16 protein-coding genes are annotated in these 19,163 nt (G+C 63.2%); 8 read left to right on the top strand and 8 right to left on the bottom strand.

The features are described 5' to 3' along the window. Positions 1 to 45: 45 nt before the first annotated feature. From PCS43_RS02315 to PCS43_RS02305, 3 genes are read right to left on the bottom strand one after another with little or no spacing between them, the layout of a single operon-like run. The gene (locus tag PCS43_RS02315) at positions 46 to 2,115 is read right to left on the bottom strand and encodes a PTS fructose transporter subunit IIABC (RefSeq protein WP_209908401.1); all 2,070 of its coding nucleotides are present in this window, start codon (positions 2,113 to 2,115) and stop codon (positions 46 to 48) included. 18 nt (positions 2,116 to 2,133) lie between these two features. Continuing rightward, complete coding sequence (locus PCS43_RS02310; protein ID WP_209908403.1) at positions 2,134 to 3,129, bottom strand: 1-phosphofructokinase family hexose kinase; 996 nt, start codon at positions 3,127 to 3,129, stop codon at positions 2,134 to 2,136. Then, the gene (locus tag PCS43_RS02305) at positions 3,126 to 3,893 is read right to left on the bottom strand and encodes a DeoR/GlpR family DNA-binding transcription regulator (protein WP_003942134.1); all 768 of its coding nucleotides are present in this window, start codon (positions 3,891 to 3,893) and stop codon (positions 3,126 to 3,128) included. Before PCS43_RS02305 ends, PCS43_RS02310 begins: the two co-directional genes overlap by 4 nt. A 191-nt stretch (positions 3,894 to 4,084) precedes the next feature. Here PCS43_RS02305 and PCS43_RS02300 point away from each other — a divergent pair, with 191 nt between their 5' ends. The 3 genes from PCS43_RS02300 (at position 4,085) to PCS43_RS02290 (ending at position 8,446) form a co-directional block, all read left to right on the top strand. Continuing rightward, on the top strand, positions 4,085 to 5,758 hold the full coding sequence (locus PCS43_RS02300; protein ID WP_050655800.1) for a putative PEP-binding protein: 1,674 nt from the start codon (positions 4,085 to 4,087) through the stop codon (positions 5,756 to 5,758). Between the two features lie 75 nt (positions 5,759 to 5,833). Beyond that, positions 5,834 to 7,114, top strand: a complete 1,281-nt coding sequence (locus PCS43_RS02295; protein WP_020907537.1) for a uracil-xanthine permease family protein — start codon at positions 5,834 to 5,836, stop codon at positions 7,112 to 7,114. A 189-nt stretch (positions 7,115 to 7,303) separates the two neighbouring features. After that, positions 7,304 to 8,446 carry an acyl-CoA dehydrogenase family protein gene (locus tag PCS43_RS02290; protein WP_054188585.1) on the top strand — a complete coding sequence of 381 codons (1,143 nt, stop codon included), beginning with the start codon at positions 7,304 to 7,306 and terminating at the stop codon, positions 8,444 to 8,446. 92 nt (positions 8,447 to 8,538) lie between these two features. Here the strand turns inward: PCS43_RS02290 and lexA are convergent, their stop codons facing one another. After that, positions 8,539 to 9,267 carry a transcriptional repressor LexA gene (gene lexA / locus PCS43_RS02285; protein ID WP_007735195.1) on the bottom strand — a complete coding sequence of 243 codons (729 nt, stop codon included), beginning with the start codon at positions 9,265 to 9,267 and terminating at the stop codon, positions 8,539 to 8,541. A 267-nt stretch (positions 9,268 to 9,534) separates the two neighbouring features. On the opposite strand from lexA, the gene PCS43_RS02280 reads away from it, so the two are divergent. Beyond that, positions 9,535 to 10,248: a LysM peptidoglycan-binding domain-containing protein gene (locus tag PCS43_RS02280; protein WP_030535544.1), complete on the top strand. Its 714-nt coding sequence runs from the start codon at positions 9,535 to 9,537 to the stop codon at positions 10,246 to 10,248. A 194-nt stretch (positions 10,249 to 10,442) separates the two neighbouring features. After that, complete coding sequence (nrdR, locus tag PCS43_RS02275; RefSeq protein WP_030535543.1) at positions 10,443 to 10,940, top strand: transcriptional regulator NrdR; 498 nt, start codon at positions 10,443 to 10,445, stop codon at positions 10,938 to 10,940. Positions 10,941 to 11,226: 286 nt separating this feature from the next. Here the strand turns inward: nrdR and hrpA are convergent, their stop codons facing one another. Beyond that, positions 11,227 to 15,132, bottom strand: coding sequence for an ATP-dependent RNA helicase HrpA (gene hrpA / locus PCS43_RS02270; protein WP_209908406.1), 3,906 nt, complete (start codon positions 15,130 to 15,132; stop codon positions 11,227 to 11,229). A 101-nt stretch (positions 15,133 to 15,233) separates the two neighbouring features. Between hrpA and PCS43_RS02265 the strand changes: the two genes are divergently transcribed. Continuing rightward, a complete protein-coding gene (locus PCS43_RS02265; protein ID WP_054188523.1) occupies positions 15,234 to 15,863 on the top strand; it encodes a Pr6Pr family membrane protein in 630 nt (209 codons plus the stop codon). Here the strand turns inward: PCS43_RS02265 and PCS43_RS02260 are convergent. Next, positions 15,834 to 16,151 (bottom strand): DUF2322 family protein, encoded by a 318-nt coding sequence (locus tag PCS43_RS02260; protein WP_054188522.1) that lies wholly within the window; start codon positions 16,149 to 16,151, stop codon positions 15,834 to 15,836. The two genes, PCS43_RS02265 and PCS43_RS02260, sit on opposite strands and share 30 nt — an antisense overlap. Positions 16,152 to 16,283: 132 nt before the next feature. Here PCS43_RS02260 and PCS43_RS02255 point away from each other — a divergent pair, with 132 nt between their 5' ends. Beyond that, positions 16,284 to 17,507, top strand: coding sequence for an aminotransferase family protein (locus tag PCS43_RS02255; RefSeq protein WP_047269349.1), 1,224 nt, complete (start codon positions 16,284 to 16,286; stop codon positions 17,505 to 17,507). 2 nt (positions 17,508 to 17,509) lie between these two features. On the opposite strand, the gene PCS43_RS02250 is transcribed toward PCS43_RS02255, so the two are convergent. Beyond that, on the bottom strand, positions 17,510 to 17,776 hold the full coding sequence (locus PCS43_RS02250) for a hypothetical protein (protein ID WP_064075590.1): 267 nt from the start codon (positions 17,774 to 17,776) through the stop codon (positions 17,510 to 17,512). A 17-nt stretch (positions 17,777 to 17,793) separates the two neighbouring features. Between PCS43_RS02250 and PCS43_RS02245 the strand changes: the two genes are divergently transcribed. Beyond that, positions 17,794 to 18,492, top strand: a complete 699-nt coding sequence (locus PCS43_RS02245) for a hypothetical protein (RefSeq protein WP_030536898.1) — start codon at positions 17,794 to 17,796, stop codon at positions 18,490 to 18,492. Here PCS43_RS02245 and PCS43_RS02240 read toward each other — a convergent pair. Then, the gene (locus PCS43_RS02240) at positions 18,478 to 19,158 is read right to left on the bottom strand and encodes a PhzF family phenazine biosynthesis protein (protein ID WP_003942237.1); all 681 of its coding nucleotides are present in this window, start codon (positions 19,156 to 19,158) and stop codon (positions 18,478 to 18,480) included. The genes PCS43_RS02245 and PCS43_RS02240 overlap by 15 nt on opposite strands. Positions 19,159 to 19,163: the final 5 nt, after the last annotated feature.

Genomic DNA, 19,163 nt, shown 5'->3' with positions numbered 1-19,163 from the left:
AGATCTGGTGACTCAGGTGGTGACTGCAGTGTTGCCTGCTGTCGATCATGCCGCAGCGGGCACGATTTCGGGGTCGAGTTCGGCATCGGACGGCCCCTTGCGGAAGAACTCCTTGGCTCCGACGACGGCGAGCGCAGCTACCACGGTTCCCGCGGCGAGCGAGACCAGGAACCAGCCGATTCCGCCGACTGCGAAGAAGACGAAGATCCCGCCGTGCGGGGCGCTGAGAGTGACGTCGAAAGCCATGATCAGCGCGCCGGTGACCGCGCCGCCCGCCATCATCGAGGGGATCACGCGAAGCGGGTCGGCAGCGGCGAACGGAATCGCGCCCTCGGAGATGAATGCCGAACCCAGCAACCAGGCAGCCTTTCCGTTCTCCCGTTCGGCTTCGCTGAAGAGCTTGGGACGCAGCACCGTCGAGGCAAGTGCCATGGCAAGCGGCGGAACCATACCGGCAGCCATGACAGCCGCCATGATGCGCAAAGTGGCCGGGTCGTTGACGTTGAGTCCGGCGACGGCGAAGGCGTAAGCCGCCTTGTTGACCGGTCCACCGAGGTCGAAGCACATCATCAGGCCGAGAATGATGCCGAGGAAGATGGCCGAGCTGCCGGACAGTCCGTTGAGCCAGTCGGTGAGACCGGAGGTGATCGCGGCGAGCGGACGCCCGAGGACGATGAACATCAGTGCTCCGACGACCAGCGTCGCGAACAGCGGAATGATCACCACCGGCATCAGGCCTCGCAGCCACTGTGGGACGGCGATCCGGCCGATGTAGAGCGCGACGACACCGGCGATGAGACCACCGACCAAGCCGCCGATGAAACCGGCACCGACGAACACGGCGACCGCGCCGGCTGTGAAGCCGGGAGCGATGCCAGGCCGGTCGGCGATGGCGAAGGCGATGTAGCCGGCCAACGCGGGCACCAGGAAGCTGAATGCCAACGAACCGATCTGGAACAGCACTGCGCCGAGATAGGTGGCCAGACCACCGTCGGGAAGGTTGGTGATCGAGTTGTTGAGAACGATGTCCTTGGCCGGACCGGAGATCTCGTATCCGCCGAGCAGGAAGCCGAGTGCGATCAGCAGACCGCCGGCCGCGACGAACGGGATCATGTAGCTGACACCGGTCAGGAGGACCTGACGGAGGTGGGTGCCGAACCCTACGGAACCGGCATCGGAATCCGCGGCCGCTGCGGCGGTGCCGTCAACGGTGGCGGCGGCGGGATTCTCGGAGGCGCGCAACGCTTCTGCGAGCATCTTGTCCGGCTCGTTGATTGCCCGCTTCACACCGGAAGCGACGACGGGCTTACCGGCGAATCGTTCGCGGCCCTTCACTCCGACGTCGGTGGCGAAGATGACCGCGGCGGCTCCCGCGATCACCGAAGGGTCAAGGGGGGTGCTTCCGCTTGAACCTTGCGTTTCGACGTGAACTTTGATGCCGGCGCGTTCACCCGCGGCGACGAGTGAGTCCGCCGCCATGTAGGTGTGAGCGATTCCGGTCGGGCAGGCGGTGACCGCGACGATGTGACGCTCCGCGGGCGCTGGTGCCGGGGTCTCCTCGGTAGCGTGTTTCCCGGTGGAAACAGGTGTCGGGGGTGTCGCTGCCGCAGCCTTTGCTGCAGGATCCTTCGGTGCGGGATTGAGTACCTCGTCGACCAGTCTCACGATCTCGTCCGGCGTCGACGCTTCACGAAGTGACGTGACGAACGCGGGCCTGACGAGTGCTCGGGCCAAGGAGGAGAGCAGCTTCATGTGCTCGGCCCCGGCGCCTTCGGGTGCCGCGATCAGGAAGACCAGATCGGCGGGGCCGTCGGGTGCACCGAAGTCGACCTTCGGATCGAGTCGAGCAAACCCCAGGGACGCGGACGAGACAGCCTCGGCGCGGCAGTGGGGAATTGCGATTCCGCCGGGCAGTCCGGTCGCGGACTGCGCTTCGCGAGCGAGTGCGGCATCGACCAGTCCCGCGGCGTCGCTCGCCCGTCCCGCTGCAGTCAATCGCGCTGCGAGAGAACGAATGACATCTTCCTTGGTCGAACCCAGGTCGGTGTCGAGTGAGATCAGTTCGGGACTGATGATCTCCGGGCCGGAACTGCCGGCTGCGGTGGTATCGGACATGTCAGGTTCCTTAGGGCGTCAGGCGAGTTCGGTGGGGACGGGGATGGGAGAGGCGGCATCTGCTGCAGATACCGAAACCGCTGCCAGATCGATCTGTTCGGGTGTGGGAAGGGTTGTGCCGGGAAGGGAGGCAGCGGCGCTTCCGTAGGCGACCGCGTGACGTAGCCGCTCGCATTCCGAGCCGCCGCCCGCTTCGGCGAGGATGTAGCCGGCCAGCGACGAATCGCCTGCGCCGACGGTACTGACTGCGACAATCGGGGGAGCGGTGGCGATCCACGCGCCGTCGGACGTGACGAGGACGGCACCGGCTGCGCCGAGTGTGGCGAGCACACTGCCGACGCCGCGATCGACCAATCGCTGTGCCGCCGTGATCGCAGGCCCGGGATCACCGTTCTCGGCAGCACGTTCGAGGACGTGGCCGTCGACGCCGGTCAGTTGCGCGAGTTCCTCGCCGTTGGGTTTGAGCAGGTCGGGTGCCGAGCCGGGGAAGCCTTCGGCGAGTGCCGTCAGCGGGGCGTCCGAGGTGTCGACCGCCACCTTGCACGGGTGATCGCGCAGCGCCGCGACAAGTTCGCCGTACCACCCCAGCGGAACGCCGGGAGGCAGTGAGCCGGACAGCGCGAACCACAGTGCGGTATCGGCGCGGGCGATCAACTCCTGTGCCAGGGCGTCGAGCGTCGAACCGGACAGCGTTGCGCCCGGTTCGTTGATCTTCGTCGTGGTCCCGTCCGGTTCCGCGATGGTGATGTTGGTGCGAGCCGGACCCGTTGTGGCGACGCCGATGTGGGGAATCCCACCGGTTGCGAGCGCCGAGAGCAGAGGGTCACCACCGTTTCCCGGCAGCACCGCGAGCACGTCGAGGTCGGCTGCGGCGAGAACACGCGCCACGTTGACCCCCTTGCCGCCGGGGTCGCTGCGAGTGGAGTGGGCGCGTAGGACGGAGCCTCGTTCGAGCCGTTGCTCGAGTTGTACGGTCCGATCGATACTCGGGTTGGCTGTCAGTGTGACGATCATGCGATCACCACCTCGATTCCGTGGTCGTGGAACTCGGATGTGTCTGTGGGACTGATCTCTTCGTCGGTGATGAGGACGTCGATGCTGTCGAGTGGTGCGAAGCTGATCAAGTGCTCGCGGCCGACTTTGCTGGAATCGGCCACCACGACAACGTGATTGGCGGCCTTGACCATCGCTCGTTTGACGGCGGCCTCTTCGCTGTCCGGGGTGGAGAGTCCGTGCCCGACGCTGATCGCATTGGTTCCGACGAAGGCGACGTCGACCCGCAACGTGCTCAGCAGGCGTAGAGCGTCCTCGCCGACCGCGGCTTGCGTCACCCCGCGTACTCGTCCGCCGAGCAGGATCAGGGAAATCGAGTTCATCGATGCCAGTCGTGCGCCGATCGGCACGGAATTGGTCACGGCCGTGAAGTCGTTCTCGGTCGGTAGTTCGGGGATCATGCGGCCCGTGGTCGTGCCCGCGTCGAAGATGACGCTGCCGCCGGTAGGAGGGAGATAGGTGACCGCGCAGCGGGCGATCCGGTCTTTCTGTTGCGCGCGGGTCTGATCGCGTTCCGCCATGCCCGGTTCGGTCACGTGGAGGGATCCGGTCGGAACGGCGCCGCCGTGTACACGCCTGATCTGTCCGATCCGCTCGAGGAAGGCCAGATCGCGACGCACGGTCTCGGTGGTCACACCGAAGGTTTCCGACAGCGCCGCCACGGACATGCGTCCGCGCTGCGACACCATGGTGCCGATCGCTTGTTGGCGTTCTTCCGCGTACACGTGCTCTCCGATTCCGAAATGTGATCCGACGGTGCGTTGTGGATCACAGTGAATGTTGCTTTATGTTGTTTTACGCCCGAGTGTGTTGACATGTCAAGACTTGGGAGTAATCTTCGTCACAACGAAGGTGAGGGCTTTACGCGCTCGAGGTGATCCGGTGTGACACCGGGCCCATCGCTCAAGGAGGACAGATGACCGAACAGCTCAACCGAATCACCGTGCACGGCACCCCCGTCGTGCCCGGAATTGCCTACGGCCCGGCTATCTGGCCGTCCAGCCGACCAGAACTCGTCACCGATGCACCGGCCCTCGACGAGGCCGATCGAGAGGCAGCTGCAGACGCCTTCGTCGCAGCAGCGAAGGCGGTCGAGAACCGCCTTCTCGGACGGGCTGCCGAAGCCACAGGCGCGGCCGCCGAGGTCTTGCAGGCCAACGCGGCGATGGCAGCTGATCGTGGCTGGATCGGGGCGGCCAAGAAGTCGATCGCCGGCGGAGTGCCCCCGGTGCAGGCTGCGATCGCGGCGACGGAGCAGTTCGTGGTGCTGTTCACCAAGGTCGGCGGTGTGATGGCCGAGCGCGTCACCGATCTCGAGGACATCCGCGACCGCGTGATCGCCGAACTCTCCGGATTGCCCGAACCCGGAGTTCCGATGCCCGAGACGCCGTCGGTGCTGTGCGCGGACGATCTGGCTCCTGCGGACACCGCGGGCCTCGATGCAACCAAGATCATCGGACTCGTGACCATCTTCGGCGGCCCGACCAGCCACACGGCAATCATCGCGAGGCAGTTGGGCATCCCGTGCATCGTGGCTGCGAAGGAATTGGAATCCATCGCGGCCGGAACACCGATTCTGATCGACGGAACCACCGGCGACGTGATCGCGGAGCCGGATCCCGAACAGGCGCGCGAACTGGTCGAACAATCCCGGATCGATCGCGAACGCGTCAGCACGTGGACCGGACCAGGCCGGACGTCGGACGGTCGGCCGGTAGACGTTCTCGCCAATGTTCAAGACGGCGCGGGCGCTCGCGCCGCGGCGTTGACCGCAGCGGGAGGCATCGGGCTCTTCCGGACCGAACTCTGCTTCCTCGGCCGTGAGACCGAACCGACCGTAGACGAGCAGGCGGCGATCTACGCCGAAGTTCTCGAGGCCTTCGCAGGAAAGAAGGTCATCATTCGCACGTTGGACGCGGGTTCGGACAAGCCGCTCAAATTCGCCAACCATCAAGAGGAAGCGAATCCGGCCCTCGGCGTTCGTGGGGTCCGAATCGCCTGGCAGGACATGGGAATTCTCGACCGCCAGCTCGACGCGATCGCGGCAGCCGCGGCGTCGACCAACTCGTCCCCGTGGGTCATGGCACCGATGATCGCCACCCCGGCCGAGGCGAAACGTTTTGCCGATGCGGTGCGGGCACGCGATCTTGTTCCCGGTGTGATGGTCGAGATCCCGGCGGCGGCGCTGTTGGCCGACCAGATTCTCGAACACGTCGAATTCCTCTCGATCGGTACCAACGACCTCGCTCAGTACACGATGGCCGCTGATCGGATGTCCTCCGAACTCGCCGACCTGACCGATCCGTGGCAGCCCGCGGTGCTCGCCCTTGTCGCACGTACGGCCCAGGCCGGTCAGGCGGCAGGCAAGCGCGTCGGCGTCTGCGGTGAGGCGGCCGCCGATCCACTGTTGGCGTGTGTTCTGGCCGGACTCGGAGTTTCCTCGCTGTCGTGCGCTGCGGCGTCGGTCGCGGGTGTGGGAGCGAAGGTCGGGTCAGTCACCATGGCGCAATGTGAGGCGGCTGCGGCGGCGGTGCTGGCAACCGGTGATCCGGTGGCAGCGCGCAAAGCGGCGGCCGACGCAATCAGCTGAACTGGTTTCGTTGGTCTCGGTCGGAGACCGAGCGCCTGACCTCTAGTATTTCGACCTGTGATCGAACGAGAAACAATGACCGGGGCCGGCGGAATCGGCTGGACTGTCCACGGAGACGGCAAGCGGATCGCCGACGGCGCCGTCGTGGCGCCGGACGAACGACTGAGTTGGCCGCGCACCATCGGGATCGGGATGCAGCACGTCATCGCGATGTTCGGAGCGACACTGCTCGTTCCGACCATCACCGGCTTCCCCGTCACGACGACGCTGTTGTTCTCGGGTATCGGCACCGCGCTGTTCCTGCTCATCACCCGGGGCCGGATCCCGAGCTATCTCGGTTCGTCCTTCGCGTTCATCGCCCCGCTGACAGCGTCGGCAGGATCGGGCCCGGCCGCGCAGCTCGGTGCCGTCATGGCCGTCGGCATCGTGTTGATGTTGATCGGCGTCGCCGTACGTCTGATCGGCAGCCGGGTCATCGACGCCGTCATGCCGCCGGTAGTGACAGGCGCCGTCGTCGCGCTGATCGGTCTCAACCTCGCTCCGACGGCGGTCGGTTCCTTCGAATCGCAGCCGCTGATCGCCACGGTCACGCTCGTTTCGATCCTGCTGGTCACGGTCGTCGGTCCCGGGCTGCTCGGCCGGTTGGGCATTCTGGTCGGCGTCGTGATCGGCTGGGTCTTCGCCGCGGTCATCGGTGGTCTCGACAGTGAACGAGTGTCCGCTCTGCGCGAAGCCGACTGGTTCGGGCTGCCGAGTCTGCACGGACCGTCGTTCGACTGGTCGGTGATCGTGCTCGCGCTGCCCGTGGTGATCGTTCTGGTCGCCGAGAACGTCGGACATGTCAAAGCGGTGTCCGCCATGACGGGTAAGTCCCTCGATGACCTGGCCGGAAATGCGCTGTTTGCAGACGGTCTCGCCACGACCTTGGCGGGCGCCGGCGGCGGATCCGGAACCACCACGTATGCCGAGAACATCGGTGTCATGGCAGCGACGCGTGTGTACTCGACCGCGGCGTACTGGGTAGCGGCCGCCACCGCCGTGATCCTGGCATTTTCGCCCAAATTCGGTGCACTGGTCTTCACGGTTCCGAACGGCGTCATCGGCGGTGCGACGATGGTTCTCTACGGACTCATCGGCATTCTCGGTGTGCGCATCTGGATGGAAGCGAAGGTGGACTTCACCGATCCGGTCAACCTGACCGTCGCCGCTGCCGCACTGGTTGCCGGCATCGGGAACCTGACGCTGACCATTGGTTCGGTCGAGCTGGGCGGCATCGCTTGGGGGTCGATCGGCATCCTCGTCGCCTACCCGATCATGCGATACCTCGCCAAATTCCGTACTTCGAGTAACAGATAACCGCTACAGTCACGAATCGTGATCGTTCGGGTCATCGACGGGTATCGCAACAGGTTCTACCGTCGGAGGCAGTGACGTGGGCCCGCGAACTTCGGCGTGCCCAGTCTCAGCGAAAATATCCCGACCGGGTACATCGTCCCCACCGGGTACATCACTGAAGTGCCGTATATCGAATTGCAAGGAGTCGGCGTGGAGCGCACCCTGTTCGAACCGGAACATGAACTCTTCCGGGAGTCGTACCAGAAGTTCTTGGCACAGCACGTGGCACCGAACCACGAGAAGTGGGAAGAGCAGAACATCGTCGATCGTGACGTCTGGGTCGAGGCCGGAAAGCAGGGATTCCTGGGAACCGCGGTACCTGAGGAATTCGGCGGCGGCGGTGTCAAGGATTTCCGCTACAACGCGATCATCACCGAGGAAACCACCAAGGGTGGCTTCAGTGGTATCGGCTTCACGCTGCACAACGACGTGGTGGCGCCGTACCTCCTGGAGTTGACCAACCAGGAGCAGAAGCAGCGTTGGCTACCCGGATTCGCGTCGGGTGAGCTGATCTCGGCGATCGCGATGACCGAACCGGGTACCGGTAGCGACCTGCAGGGCATCAAGACGAAAGCAGTTCGCGACGGGGACCACTGGGTACTCAACGGTTCGAAGACCTTCATCACCAACGGAATCAACGCCGACATCATCATCGTTGTCGCGTGCACCGACCCGGACAAGGGTGCTCAGGGCTTCAGCCTCCTCGTGGTCGAGCGGGACATGCCCGGCTTCGAGCGAGGACGCAATCTCGACAAGATCGGCATGAAGGCTCAGGACACCGCCGAACTCAGCTTCACCGACGTACGCGTTCCCGCTGCCAACCTGCTGGGCGAAGAGGGAATGGGCTTCTTCTACTTGATGAAGAACCTTCCCCAGGAACGACTCTCGATCGCCGTCGTTGCTGCCGCCGCAATGGAATCGGTTCTCGAGAGCACGATCCAGTACTGCCGTGACCGCAAGGCATTCGGCAAGTCGATCGGCAGCTTCCAGAACACCCGATTCGTACTGGCCGAATTGGCAACGGAGACCACGGCAGTGCGCATCCTGGTGGACAAGTTCATCGAGCAGCTCAATGCCGAGAAGCTGACCGTGCAGGAAGCTGCGATGGCGAAGTGGTGGACCACCGAAGCTCAGGTCAAGCTCATCGACCGCTGCCTCCAGCTGCACGGAGGCTACGGCTACATGAAGGAATACCCGGTTGCCAAGGCGTACATGGACTCTCGTGTGCAGACCATCTACGGGGGCACAACCGAGATCATGAAGGAGATCATCGGACGTTCGCTGAATCTCTGATTCGGGTGATGGACCGCTGATCGTCACGAAAAGACTCTGGGCCCCGGCTGATGCCGGGGCCCAGAGTTTTGTGATCGAGGGTGCGAGCGAACTCAGATCTTCCGCATGACCGTGACAACCTTGCCCAAGATGACGGCGTTGTTGCCGGGAATCGGCTCGAAGAGGTCGTTGTGCGGCATCAACCACACCTCCTTCTTCGTACGCTTGAACGTCTTCACGGTGGCTTCGCCGTCGATCATTGCGGCCACGATGTCACCGTTCTCGGCGACGTTCTGCTGACGGACGACAACCCAGTCGCCATCGCAGATCGCTGCATCGATCATCGACTCACCGACAACCTTGAGCATGAAGAGCGAACCTTGGCCGACGAGCTCGCGGGGGAGTGGAAACACATCCTCCACAGCTTCCTCGGCGAGGATCGGTCCGCCGGCAGCGATGCGGCCCAGGATGGGGACGAACGCCGGCTCTGGCAGCGGGTCGGCACTGTTGTACTCGCCGGAATGCTTCGACACCGACGCGATGGCGGTATCGGCCGCAACCTCGTCGAGACCCCGAACATCGACTGCACGAGGGCGATTGGGATCGCGTCGAAGGAAGCCCTTGCGCTCCAACGTTCGCAGTTGATGCGCGACCGACGACGTGGAGGTAAGCCCCACCGCATCCCCGATTTCGCGAATGCTCGGCGGATACCCGCGCTCCGTCACCGAATCGCGGATCACTTCGAGAACGCGCCGCTGACGCTCGGTGAGCGTCTCGCTCGACGGAGACGGAACTGCAGAAGCTCCTGCCTCCGCGGCTGTGCTGGAGCGATCGTCCTTCATGGCCTGTTGCCTCCGTGTCTGAAGAAGTCGTGTCTGAACAAGTCGTGTTTGAAAACTGCCTGCAAAAGTGCCTGGTGCAAGTCGCGCAGAAACCTGTCGGTGCCTCCTGCCAACATTCGAGCTGTCGACAAACACGGAGGCTTTCGCAATTCCCGCTGTGTGGTCTGACACGAATCTAGCCGGATTTGCTCGCGGTTTCAAACATCTGTTCGATTCGTGTCGCTCCAAGTGGAGACATCGTCGGCCAGGCGTGGTAGAAATTCGAACATGCGTTCCATCGAACGCATGATCGAACACATCGATCGGTGTCGACCAGCGGAGGTCACGATGGGTAACGCAGCACTGAAAAGCAACAGGGTTTTCGACGACGCGATTGGTTTCGACGCGTTTGGTTTCGACGGTACGTCGGCACTGAAGTACCACCCCTCGTTCTATGGGCCCGATGCAGACGCTGTGTCCTTCGAACGGCGCGGAGCGGCCGAAATGCATGGCGTGGCCAGGGATGTCGACAACGAACCGCAGGCGGCCGTCGTTCGCCGGGTTCCGGCGGTGGGCGCGGTTTCAGGTTCGCGTTCATTGCGCGAATCTCCTCGCCGGTGGGACAGCGAGCACGATTCGTCACGCCCGTACGGAGGAAGTTTCGCGCACCGAAACAGGGTCGGTGTGTCACGGGTCGAACATGAAGTGGCCGCCGAGGATGTCAGTTGGAAGACGGTTTTCCTGGGCGCCGTATTCACCGCATTCGCAGTGTTGGCGTTGGTGGGGATCGGCGCTTTGTCGAGTGGTGACGTAGCTGCGACAAACGGCGCGACCGAAGTGGTTCGCGTTGCCGCGGGTGAATCCCTCAGTGATATTGCTGCCAAGGTTGCACCTGGCCAGGCTGTCGGTTCGGTGATCGAGCAGATCATGGATCTCAATGCGATGTCGAGTTCCGGACTGTCAGTGGGACAAACGCTGATCGTGCCGGCCTCGGGGCGCTGACCTACCCCGTACCAGGCGGGGGCGTACCGAGCGTGAGAGCAGTCCGTTCACAGCGAGTAAGCTGTCCACTTGACAGTCCCACCACCTCGGGTGGTCGCGTTGAGTACGTGGATCTGCTCTGTAAATCGTCGGAGGATTTGCAGTCGGTAGCGAATCTGAGTTGCGGCCATTTCGGCGACAACGAAGGAACCCCGATGCATTGCCCGTTCTGCCGGCACCCTGATTCCCGAGTGGTCGATTCGCGCGAGGCCGACGAGGGCCAGGCGATCAGGCGGCGCCGTTCGTGCCCCGAGTGTGGCCGCCGATTCACCACGGTCGAGACGGCAGTTCTCTCGGTCGTGAAGCGCAGCGGCGTCACGGAGCCTTTCAGCCGAGAAAAGGTTGTCAAAGGTGTGCGTCGCGCATGCCAGGGCCGCCAAGTGGACAACGATTCGCTGAATTTGCTCGCCCAGCAGGTCGAAGATGCCGTTCGAGCTTCGGGTTCTGCCGAAATTCCCAGTAACGAGGTAGGGCTCGCGATCCTCGATCCGCTTCGAAATCTCGACGAAGTCGCCTACCTGCGATTCGCATCGGTGTACAAGTCCTTCAGCTCGGCTGCGGATTTCGAACGTGAGATCACCGACATGCGCGAGCATGCAGAGACCCGTGCCGCCGAGAAGGCTCCCGGCGCCGAGACCGTTTCCGTCGACTGAGGCCTTCGCCTCAGATAACGCTGAGAGCACAGAGCGGTCTTAGGTAACGCTGAGAACACAAAGCGAACAATCGAACAAATCGGGCACGTTATTCGCTTAGTGTCTACCAGGTACGTTCGTCCGCATCTCGGATCTTCACGGAGGCGTTATGAACTTAGTTGCAGTTCTCGGAGTCGTGAACAGCCTGGTAACCCTCGGGTTCGCCAACACTGTTGCCACCTTTGGCGGTTTCCTCACCAACGTCAACATTCAGACAATCTACTGATCGCGCAATTCTCGCAGAACATCAACGCTTGATCGCTTCGATAGCTTTCAGGACTCGCTTTTCGGAAATCGGTGTGGGTGTACCGAGGGACTGCGCAAACAGGCTCACGCGCAGTTCCTCGATCATCCAACTGATCGCGTCGACATCTCGAGCAGTGCGACGCTCTTCGGGAAGCGAACTCAACAACCGGTCGTACGCTGCGTACACCCGGTCGAGGACATCCATAGCCTGCTGATCTCGTTGTGCACTTGCGGGCAGAGCTTCGAGACGGAATTTTGCTGCGGCAAGATACCGCGGTAAATCGCGTAGGCGGGCCGATCCCAGTTCGGCGACAAATCCCGGAAACAGCAGTGAGGTCAACTGTTCTCGGACGTCGTCGGCTGCCTCGCCGCGCGAGCGGTCCAGCACGACGCTCAGTCGGTGTGCTTGTTCGAGGATCGGAACAATCATGCGAAGGATCGCGGAAACGCGTCCGGCCAGTTCGGAGCGTGCGATCTTCACCAGGGCATCGAACGCTTCAGGCGTGCGTACCGGTCCACCGTGAGCCGCGATCACTTCGTTGGCAGCTGCCACCCGGCAATCTTCGACGAGGGCCTCCAAGCCGCCGTCCGGATTCTGGCCGAGAGCCAGACGCTGCGTGTTCGACAAGCCGGCGGTCACTGCCTTGAGTTGGGTGGGAACGGCCGCGAGGAGAAGCGCCCGCGTACCTTCCCTCATCGCCTGCGCCTGCGCGGCCGGCGTACTCAGGACACGAACGGCAACTCCGCCGTTCTCCGGCACCAGAGCTGGGTAGCCGGTCACCTGCTGTCCGCCGATGGAGCGAGTGATGGTCTGTTCCAATGCGCCCAGCGTTTCGGATGTCCAGACGGTTGCCGCTGCCCGTTCGGTTCCGGTTGCCGCCTTGGCCACTTCCTTCTGCACGCGCGGGGCGAGCGTGCGTCGTAGCTGCGCCAGATCCTTACCCTTCGCGAGAACCTTGCCAGATTCGTCCTCGACGACAAACGTCATCCGAAGATGGTCGGGCAGCGCGGCGGGATCGAAGTCCTTGGCGTCGATCTGGATCCCGCCCAAGTGCGAGAGTTCGCGGGCCATCGCGGTCATCAACGGCTCGGATCGAGGTTTGACTGCTGCCAATGCTGCGGCGGCATAATCCGGAGCCGGAACGACAGCGCGTCGAATGTTCTTGGGCAACGTCTTGATCAGAGCGGTAACGAGATCGACGCGCATACCGGGGACCAACCAGTCGAAGCCGACCGGCTGAAGTTGCGCGAGCAGGCCGACCGGGATGTGCGCGCTGACGCCGTCGTCGTCCTTTCCCGGCTCGAATTGGTAAGTGAGTGGAAACTGCATGTCGCCTTGGCGCCAGGCGTCCGGGTACTCGCCGCCCAGTACTGCAGCTGCGTCGGAGTTGACCACCGTTTCCGGTGTGAAAGTCAGCAGACTCGGATTCTTGCGCCGCTCGGTCTTCCACCACTGGTCGAAATGCTTGGCGGATACGGCTTCCTGGCCGATACGTTCGTCGTAGAACTCGTAGAGAGTTTCGTCGTCGACGAGGATGTCGCGTCGGCGCGCGCGGTTCTCGAGTTCTTCGACGTTGTCGAGGAGTGCACGGTTTTCGTGGAAGAACTTGTGGTTCGTCTGCCATTCGCCCTGCACGAGCGCATGGCGGATGAAGAGATCGCGAGAGGCCTCGGGATCGATTCGTGAGTACGTCACTGCGCGGCCGGTTACCAGAGGAACTCCGTAGAGAGTGACCCGCTCGTATGCCATCGCCGAGCCGCGCTTGGAGGACCAGTGCGGTTCGGAATAGGTCCGTTTCACCAGGTGCGGGGCGAGCTTTTCAGCCCACTCGGGTTCGATACGCGCGGACATGCGCGCCCACAGCCTCGACGTTTCCACGAGTTCGGCGGCCATGACCCAGCGTGGTGGCTTCTTGAACAGTCCCGATCCGGGGAAGATCGCGAAGTGGCTGCCCCTGGCGCCGAGGTAGTCCCGCTTCTCGCCCTCGCGTAGCCCGATATGCGAGAGCAACCCGGCAAGGAGCGACTGATGGATCGCGTTCTCGCTTGCCGGTGTCTCTCCCACTGTCCAGCCGAGACCGCGGGTGATCTGCCGGAGTTGCCCGTGCAGATCCTGCCATTCGCGGATGCGGAGCCAGTGCAGGAACTCGTTCCGGCACATCTTGCGAAACTGGTTGGAGGACAGATCGTTACGTTGTTCGCGTAAGTAGTCCCACAGTTTCAGGTAGGCCAGGAAGTCGGAGTTCTCGACGTTGAAGCGGGCGTGCTTTTCGTCGGCGGCTTGCTGGAACTCGGCGGGCCGCTCGCGAACGTCCTGGATGGACAACGCCGCGACGATGACAAGGGTTTCGTGAAGGCAACCGTTGTTCTTGGCTTCCACCAGCATCCGTGCCATCCGCGGATCCACCGGAATCTGGGCCAGCTCGCGGCCGACCGGCGTCAGTTCGGGGTGGCTGGCCTCGGAACCTCGCGCGATGGCGCCGAGTTCCTCGAGGAGTCCGATTCCGTCCTTCACGGCGCGCTGGTCCGGCGGTTCGACGAAGGGGAATGCCGCGATGTCGCCCAGGCCGAGGGCCGTCATCTGCAAGATCACGGATGCGAGGTTGGTTCGCAGGATCTCCGGTTCGGTGAATGCCGGCCGTGACTCGAAGTCCTCCTCGGAATACAGGCGGATGCAGATTCCTTCGGCGACGCGGCCGCAACGCCCGGAACGCTGACGAGCTGACGCCTGCGAAATGGGCTCGATCGGCAACCGCTGAACCTTGGTGCGCACCGAATATCGCGAAATGCGCGCGGTTCCCGGATCGACGACGTACCGAATGCCGGGAACGGTCAGCGAGGTCTCGGCCACGTTGGTGGCAAGGACGACGCGTCGGCCGGTGTGCGGCGAGAACACTTTGTGTTGCTCGGCAGCAGACAGCCGCGCGTACAGCGGGACGATTTCGGTGTTGCGAAGACGCCGATCGCGTAAAGCATCTGCGGTGTCGCGAATTTCGCGTTCGCCGGAGAGGAAGACCAAGATGTCGCCTTCGCCCTCCGCGCTCAGCTCGTCGACCGCCTCGCAGACCGCGTCGACGGGATCGCGGTCGAAGGTGATGTCGCCGGATTCGACGGTCAGTGGCCGGTAACGCATTTCGACAGGGAATGTTCGCCCGGATACCTCGACGATCGGCGCGGGCTTACCGTCGACAGCGAAGTGGTTGGCGAAGCGCTCGGGATCGATGGTCGCCGACGTGATGATGACCTTGAGATCGGGTCGGCGGGGGAGCAGCTGAGCCAGGTAACCGAGGATGAAGTCGATGTTGAGGCTGCGTTCGTGCGCTTCGTCGATGATCAGCGTGTCGTAGCGTCGGAGCATACGGTCGCGCTGAATTTCGGCGAGGAGAATGCCGTCGGTCATGAGCTTGACGTAGGTGCGGTCCGAGACCTGGTCGGTGAACCGCACGGTGTATCCGACGGCGTCGCCGAGTTCGGTGTCGAGTTCTTCGGCGATACGTTCGGCAACGGTGCGTGCTGCCAACCGGCGCGGCTGTGTGTGTCCGATCAAACCGCGGACGCCACGTCCGAGTTCGAGACAGATCTTCGGGATCTGGGTTGTCTTACCCGAGCCGGTCTCGCCGGCGACGATGACAACCTGATTCTCCGAGATCGCGGTCGCGATGTCGTCCTTGCGCTGACTGACGGGCAGAGCTTCCGGATACGAGACTGCGGGAACATTGGCGGATCGTGCCGCCAACCGTGTGCGCGCCGTTTCGATATCCTCGGCCAGCGCCACCAAAGCGTCTGGTGTGCGGGCACGGTCGAGTTTGCGACGGAGTCGACTCTCGTCGCGGAGTGAGACCTGCGCCAGCGCGCTCTTCAGGTCACTCCGCTTGGGGGAGAGCGGGGCCGGTGGTGTTGTAGACATGCTGATGACAGCCTATCGAACGCGTTCACAACTACCGCTCGCAGATCGTGCTGATGTGCAAATATCGACCAGTGACGACAAATACCGCAAATGAGTCATCGGTGCCTGTCTTGTCGACGCCGATCGCCGTGCGAGCCCTGAGACTGTTGTTTGCTGTGTTCGGACTTGCCGCTTTGCTGTGGATCCCGATCCGTGACGCGGCTGAGCTGTCTCTGTCGAACTATCTGAGCTACTTCACCATCGAGAGCAACATTCTTGCGGTGATCGTGTTGCTGATCGGTGCAATTCGAGATCCACAATCGCAGGCGTGGCAGTCGATCCGCGGGGCGGTGACGCTGTACATGGTGATCACCGGCATCATCTATGCCGTCCTCCTGGCAGATATCGACGTCAATTTGAACGATGCCTGGATCAACTCGGCACTGCATCGGATTCTTCCGTTGGTCATGCTGCTCGACTGGGTGTTCTTCGCCTCGAGGCACAGGATCTCCGAAGCACGTTCACTGCAGTGGTTGCTGTTCCCGGTCGTGTACGGCGTGTACACGTTGATCCGAGGTTCGATCGTCGACTGGTATCCCTACCCGTTCATGGATCCGCGCCACCAGGGCTATCTGGCCCTGTTCATCGGATTCGTCGTACTGGGCATCGCGATGGCCCTGATGGCGTTGGCAGTCAATGCCGTCGGACGGTTGGGCGCCGGGCTACGCGGACGGAACGCTGCGAAGTCCTAGGGGATTGCCGGAGGCGAGCACCTGATCGAGTCGGTCCACGTTCGGGTGCTTGCCCGGGTTCGCCCGCGCGTCCTCGGTGTGCTCGGCGAAGATCGTCAATCCTGCCGAGGCGGCTTCGGGTGTCAGCGCGCCGTAGACCTGAGCGAGATGGTTGTACACCTTGACCGAGCCGGACTTTCCGGGCTTGTTCTCCACGGTGTCGACGACGGTTCCGTCGGCGTCGAGTACCTCGATGGCGGCCAGATGATCGATGGTGGGCAGTGCGGCGAGATTGTCGGCAAAAGTCATGGTCGACAGATTACGGGTGCGCCCGGAAATGCCGGTGCCGGGCGAGCGCCGTCATGCGCGGATTCCTGGTGTCGATATAGTCGCAGCACATCGTTTGCACACCAGCATCGTTTGTATTCGAAGGGGACAATGATGGCTTCGGCATTGTGGCACGGGTTCGCGGACATGGGCGCTGTGGAGAAAAACGGCGCGTTTGTCGTCTCTCGCGGTGAGGGCGCGTACATCTGGGACCGCGAGGGCACTCGGTATCTGGATGCGACAGCGGGCCTGTGGTTCACCAATGTCGGGCACGGGCGCACCGAGATCGCGGATGCGGTGGCGGCTCAGTTGTCGAAGATCGCTCATTTTTCGAATTTCGGTGATTTCGTTCCCGAGACCACGCAGGTGTTGGCGGAGCGGTTGGCGACGATCGCGCCGGTTGCCGGGAGCAAGATCTTCTTCACTTCGGGTGGTTCGGATTCGGTGGACACTGCGGCGAAGCTTGCTCGTCGGTACTGGCACGAGGTGGGGCAGCCGGAGAAGGCGATCATCGTCGGTCGTCAGAAGGCGTACCACGGAATGCATGTTGCGGGAACAGCTCTCGCTGGTATTCCGGTGAACCGTGAGGGGTACGGCGAGCTGATGGCGGATGCGGCCACGGTCGGCTGGGATGATGCGAAGAGTCTGCTCGAGTTGATCGAGCGGGTCGGTGCGAACAAGATCGCGGCGTTCTTCGCGGAGCCGATCATCGGTGCGGGTGGGGTGTATCTTCCGCCGGAGGGGTATCTGGCCGAGGTGCGTGACATCTGCCGTGAGCACGACATCCTCTTTGTCGTCGACGAGGTCGTGACCGGTTTCGGCCGGATCGGTGGTGAGTGGTTCGCGTCCACCCGTTTCGATTTGCAGCCCGACATGATGACCACGGCAAAGGGTTTGACGTCGGGTTACGTTCCGATGGGTGCGGTGTTCATCGCGCCGCGGGTGGCGGAGCCGTTCTATGCCGGTTCGTGGTGGCGCCATGGGTACACCTACGGCGGGCATGCCGGTGCTGCTGCGGCGGCGATGGCGAACCTCGACATTCTCGAGCGTGAGAATCTGCTCGCGGAGTCGAAGCGTTTGGAGGCGTCGTTGCATACGCATCTGCAGCCGCTGGCGGAGCATCCGCGGGTGGCGGAGGTTCGTAGTGGGCTCGGTGCGGTCGCGGCAGTGCAGTTGGCTGATCCGGCGGAGGCGTTGCCGTTCGTGAAGACGCTTCGCGAGCACGGTATTTCGGGTCGCGCCGCGGGTCAGGGTGCGATGCAGATTTCGCCGACGTTTGTGATGACCGACGATCAGGTCGCCGAGATGGCCGCGGGGATCCTCGCAGCCCTCGGCTGAAGTCAGCTGCGGCGCCGAAAGAGTTTCTCGATTCGGCGCCGCACTGCGTTGGGCGCAGGTTCCAGTTCCAGAACCTCTTGCTCCGACTGCTTGGCGTACGCCTGGGTGTAGCGCTCGTGTAGCACCGAGCGAATCTCGTCCGGAGAGTAGGCCCGACGCTGGCGTTCGCCGCGCGCAACGAGGACCCCGGTGGCGGCAACGCCCATCGCGCCGGCGAGGCCGACCAGTTTCCAAACGTGCGAGGCGCGCAGAGGAGTCGTGAGTTTCATCCCTCTACGCTAGAGGCATGGACCGACGATTGCTTTCGCAGGTGAGTCTCGACGAGGCCGCCGCGGCGACCCGCACGGGCGACATCTGGATCTTCCGCGGAGAGTCGACGGCGGACCGGGCCATCCAGACGCTGACCAACAGCCCGGTCAACCACGTCGGAATGTCGGTCGTGATCGACGACCTTCCGCCGCTGATGTGGCATGCGGAACTCGGTCACTCGCTGCAGGACATGTGGACCGGACGCTTCCAGCGTGGTGTCCAACTGCACGATCTGCGATCGGCCGTTCAGGTTTGGGGCGCCAAGTACGGGCAGCGTGGATGGTTGCGCCAGCTCGACCACGAGATCACCCGGGAGCAGGAAGACGCTCTGCTCGAGACGATCGCGCGGCTGGACGGTACGCCTTTCCCGTCGACAGCCAAGCTTGCTTCGCGCTGGTTCGGCGGCCGAATCCCGAAGCTGCGCAAGAAGTCCGACGTATCGGCAGTAGCCGTCGAGAGCGCCTACTGCGCCGAAGTGGTTGCCAAGACCTATGAAGCGATGGGTCTGCTCGTCGGTAATCGTCGTGTCAACTGGTTCGACCCGGGCAAGTTCTGGAGTGGAGATCAGTTGCCCCTCGCTCCGGGAGTTGCGCTCGGTGACGAGATCTCGGTATCACTGAGTGCACGTGACCTCGAGGCCGGACGCAATCCCGCCGGGTACTCACAAGGTTCGTGACGGCTCGGCGACGACGCGGCCGCCGACTTCGAGCCAACCTTCCGGAGAGAAGGTGGTGTGAAGCACCGATCCGCGTCCCTGGGTGATGAGCAGTGATTTCCTCAATCGGTCCGTGATGCGCAGCGCTGCAGATCCGGTTGCCTCGTCCTCGGCGATTCCCATCACCGGTGCGAACATGCGTGCGCGGATGGCAGCTTCGAGCTTGTCCTGCCACGCCCACAGATACGAATGATCCGCCTCGTAGTCGGACGGATCTGCGTCGATGACGTCGTCGACCGTGTCCATCGGATAGATCGCGAATTCCGGTGCCCATTCGGCACGCGCGCGTACCCACGTCAAAGCGCCGGATTGGCGGACGTCGACACTGCCGGCAGGAACGTCGAGGGCGCTCACGCGACGGCCTTGTTCGCCCAACCACCACGTGGCACCGACGGTCGGGTGTCCGGCGAAGGGGAGTTCTGCTGCCGGAGTGAAGATCTGGACCCGCGCACGCGAGGCGCCGTCATCCGGAACGTCGATGAAGATGGTCTCGCTGTAGTCGAGTTCCTTCGCGACGGCTTGTCGATCCGATTCTGCAACCGTGGACGCGTCGACGATTCCCAGCGGATTCCCGTGCTTGCCGTTCTCGTCCGTGAAGACCCGGACCACACTCACCTCGATACCCATCGGTC

Origin of the sequence: Rhodococcus sp. C-2 (assembly GCF_027854095.1) — a bacterium.
Lineage (GTDB): Bacteria > Actinomycetota > Actinomycetes > Mycobacteriales > Mycobacteriaceae > Rhodococcus_F > Rhodococcus_F qingshengii.
Note: the sequence above shows the minus strand (reverse complement) of the source record. Positions and strands in the feature narration are given on the sequence as shown.